This is a genomic window from Nesterenkonia marinintestina (genome assembly GCF_025420485.1).
Lineage (GTDB): Bacteria > Actinomycetota > Actinomycetes > Actinomycetales > Micrococcaceae > Nesterenkonia > Nesterenkonia marinintestina.
Genome location: NZ_JAOEFD010000026.1, coordinates 1 through 3,535 on the forward strand (window position 1 = coordinate 1; position 3,535 = coordinate 3,535).

General features: G+C 57.3%; 2 rRNA genes. Both read right to left on the reverse strand.

The annotated features are described in order from the left end of the window. Window positions 1-13 precede the first annotated feature (13 nt). Window positions 14-130 (reverse strand): 5S ribosomal RNA (gene rrf, locus N7E59_RS11740). A gap of 277 nt (window positions 131-407) precedes the next feature. After that, window positions 408-3,524: ribosomal RNA gene (locus N7E59_RS11745) — 23S ribosomal RNA — on the reverse strand. Between the last annotated feature and the right edge of the window lie 11 nt (window positions 3,525-3,535).

The window sequence follows — 3,535 nt, forward strand, 5'->3', positions numbered from 1 at the left end:
TCTGTGTGGTGTTGTCCGGCGGTGACCTACTCTCCCACACCCTTCCGGGTGCAGTACCATCGGCGCTGTGGGTCTTAGCTTCCGGGTTCGGGATGGGACCGGGCGTTTCCCCCACGCTATGACCGCCGTAACCCTTGTCCAACACGCCCCTTGTGCCTGTGGCCTGTTTCGGGCCGCGTGGGGGTGTGTGCGTGTTGGGAATCTGTGGGCCACGTCCCCCCGGTGTGGTGTCTCCAGGGGTGTGGTGGTGCTCTCTATGCGGTTTTCGTGGTGTGTCGTCACCCTTCCCGGGCCGGGTGGTGGACCCGTGGTGGGTCCGTTGACCCGGCGGCTGGGGTGGGTGGGGTTTGTTGGTTGTGAACCGTACAGTGGACGCGCAGCACCATGAGTGTTTCCTGGTGGTGTGGTGGTGTAAGTGGTCGGCTTATTAGTACCGGTCAGCTTCACACGTCGTTGGTCCGTGCTTCCACATCCGGCCTATCAACCCAGTCGTCTGGCTGGGAGCCTTCACACCTGTTGGTGTCGGAGATCTTATCTTGAAGCCGGCTTCCCACTTAGATGCTTTCAGCGGTTATCCATCCCGAACGTAGCTAATCAGCGGTGCCCTTGGCAGGACAACTGACACACCAGAGGTTCGTCCGTCCCGGTCCTCTCGTACTAAGGACAGACCTTCTCAAATCTCCTACGCGCGCAGCGGATAGGGACCGAACTGTCTCACGACGTTCTAAACCCAGCTCGCGTACCGCTTTAATGGGCGAACAGCCCAACCCTTGGGACCAACTCCAGCCCCAGGATGCGACGAGCCGACATCGAGGTGCCAAACCATGCCGTCGATATGGACTCTTGGGCAGGATCAGCCTGTTATCCCCGAGGTACCTTTTATCCGTTGAGCGACGGCCCTTCCACACGGTGCCGCCGGATCACTAGTCCCAACTTTCGTTCCTGCTCGACATGCCTGTCTCACAGTCAAGCTCCCTTGTGCACTTACACTCAACACCTGATTGCCAACCAGGCTGAGGGAACCTTTGGGCGCCTCCGTTACTCTTTGGGAGGCAACCGCCCCAGTTAAACTACCCACCAGGCACTGTCCCTGGACCCGATCAGGGCCCGAAGTTAGATGCTCAACACCATCAGAGTGGTATTTCAACGATGACTCCACCCACACTGGCGTGCGGGTTTCACAGTCTCCCACCTATCCTACACAAATACTGTCAAACACCAATACCAAGCTATAGTAAAGGTCTCGGGGTCTTTCCGTCCTGCTGCGCGTAACGAGCATCTTTACTCGTAATGCAATTTCGCCGAGTTCACGGTTGAGACAGCGGGGAAGTCGTTACTCCATTCGTGCAGGTCGGAACTTACCCGACAAGGAATTTCGCTACCTTAGGATGGTTATAGTTACCACCGCCGTTTACTGGGGCTTAAATTCTGAGCTTCCACCCCGAAGGGGTGTAACTCGTCCTCTTAACCTTCCAGCACCGGGCAGGAGTCAGTCCGTATACATCGTCTTACGACTTCGCACGGACCTGTGTTTTTAGTAAACAGTCGCTTCCCCCTGGTCTCTGCGACCCATACACGCTTCCCACCGCGAGGGCGGGTCACGCTCAAGGTCCCCCTTCTCCCGAAGTTACGGGGGCATTTTGCCGAGTTCCTTAACCGTGATTCTCTCGATCGCCTCGGTATTCTCTACCTGACCACCTGTGTCGGTTTGGGGTACGGGCGGCTAGGACCTCACGTCGATGCTTTTCTCGGCAGCATAGGATCACCGGATCCCCCACCCGTGGTGGGGGCCCATCGAATCTCAGGCACATCTCTGACGGATTTGCCTATCAGAGGCCCTACATTCTTAGACCCAGTCAACCATCGCTGGGCCCGGCTACCTTCCTGCGTCACACCTGTTAATACGTTTGGCTCCCCGGTTCAGGTCCCACGCTCCCCACCGCCTGACCCCACACCAAGTGCGGGGGCTCGACGGTGGTTCGGGTGGTTAGTCTCACCAGTTCACCAGGGGCGGTCCTTCGCCGGTACGGGAATATCAACCCGTTGTCCATCGACTACGCCTGTCGGCCTCGCCTTAGGTCCCGACTAACCCAGGGCAGATTAGCTTGACCCTGGAACCCTTGGTCATTCGGCGGAGCAGTTTCTCACTGCTCTTTCGCTACTCATGCCTGCATTCTCACTCGAACACACTCCACAACACGCTTCCGCGGCTGCTTCACAGCGGTGTCCGACGCTCCCCTACCCGTCCCACACAAATAGTGTGGAACGCCACGGTTTCGGCGGTGTGCTTGAGCCCCGCTACATTGTCGGCGCGGAATCACTTGACCAGTGAGCTATTACGCACTCTTTCAAGGATGGCTGCTTCTAAGCCAACCTCCTGGTTGTCTGAGCAACTCCACATCCTTTCCCACTTAGCACACGCTTAGGGGCCTTAACCGGTGGTCTGGGCTGTTTCCCTCTCGACCATGAAGCTTATCCCCCACAGTCTCACTGCTGCGCTCTCACTTACCGGTATTCGGAGTTTAGCTGACGTCAGTAACCTTGTAGGGCCCATCGGCCATCCAGTAGCTCTACCTCCGGCAAGAAACACGCAACGCTGCACCTAAATGCATTTCGGGGAGAACCAGCTATCACAGAGTTTGATTGGCCTTTCACCCCTACCCACAGCTCATCCCCCCAGTTTTCAACCTAGGTGGGTTCGGTCCTCCACGCGCTCTTACACGCGCTTCAACCTGGCCATGGGTAGATCACTCCGCTTCGGGTCTAGACCCAGCGACTAAAACGCCCTATTCAGACTCGCTTTCGCTACGGATACCCCACACGGGTTAACCTCGCCACTGAGCACTAACTCGCAGGCTCATTCTTCAAAAGGCACGCCATCACACCCCAAAAGGATGCTCTGACGGATTGTAGGCACATGGTTTCAGGTACTCTTTCACTCCCCTCCCGGGGTACTTTTCACCATTCCCTCACGGTACTGATTCACTATCGGTCAGCAGGTAGTATTCAGGCTTACCAGGTGGTCCTGGCCGATTCACACAAGATTCCTCGAGCCTCGTGCTACTCGGGAACACCCACCAGGCCGGCGGAACGCATTACGACTACGGGACTCCCACCCTCTACGGTCAACCACTCACCAGCTGTTCGTCTATACGCCCGCACCTCGACCCCCAGGGCTGACAGACCCTGGAAAGTAGGCTCCCACAACCCCGGCTGCGCAACCCCTGTCAGGTATCACACACAACCGGTTTAGCCCCATCCGCTTTCGCTCGCCACTACTCACGGAATCACTGTTGTTTTCTCTTCCTGTCGGTACTGAGATGTTTCACTTCCCGACGTTCCCCCCGAACCGTCTATACATTCAACGGCCGGTCACACACCATGACAGTATGCGGGGTTTCCCCATTCGGACATCCTGGCCTCAACGCTCGGTTATCAGCTCCACCAGGCTTATCGCAGATTCCCACGTCCTTCATCGGCTCCTGCTGCCAAGGCATCCACCATGCGCCCTAAAACACTTACACACACCCCACAC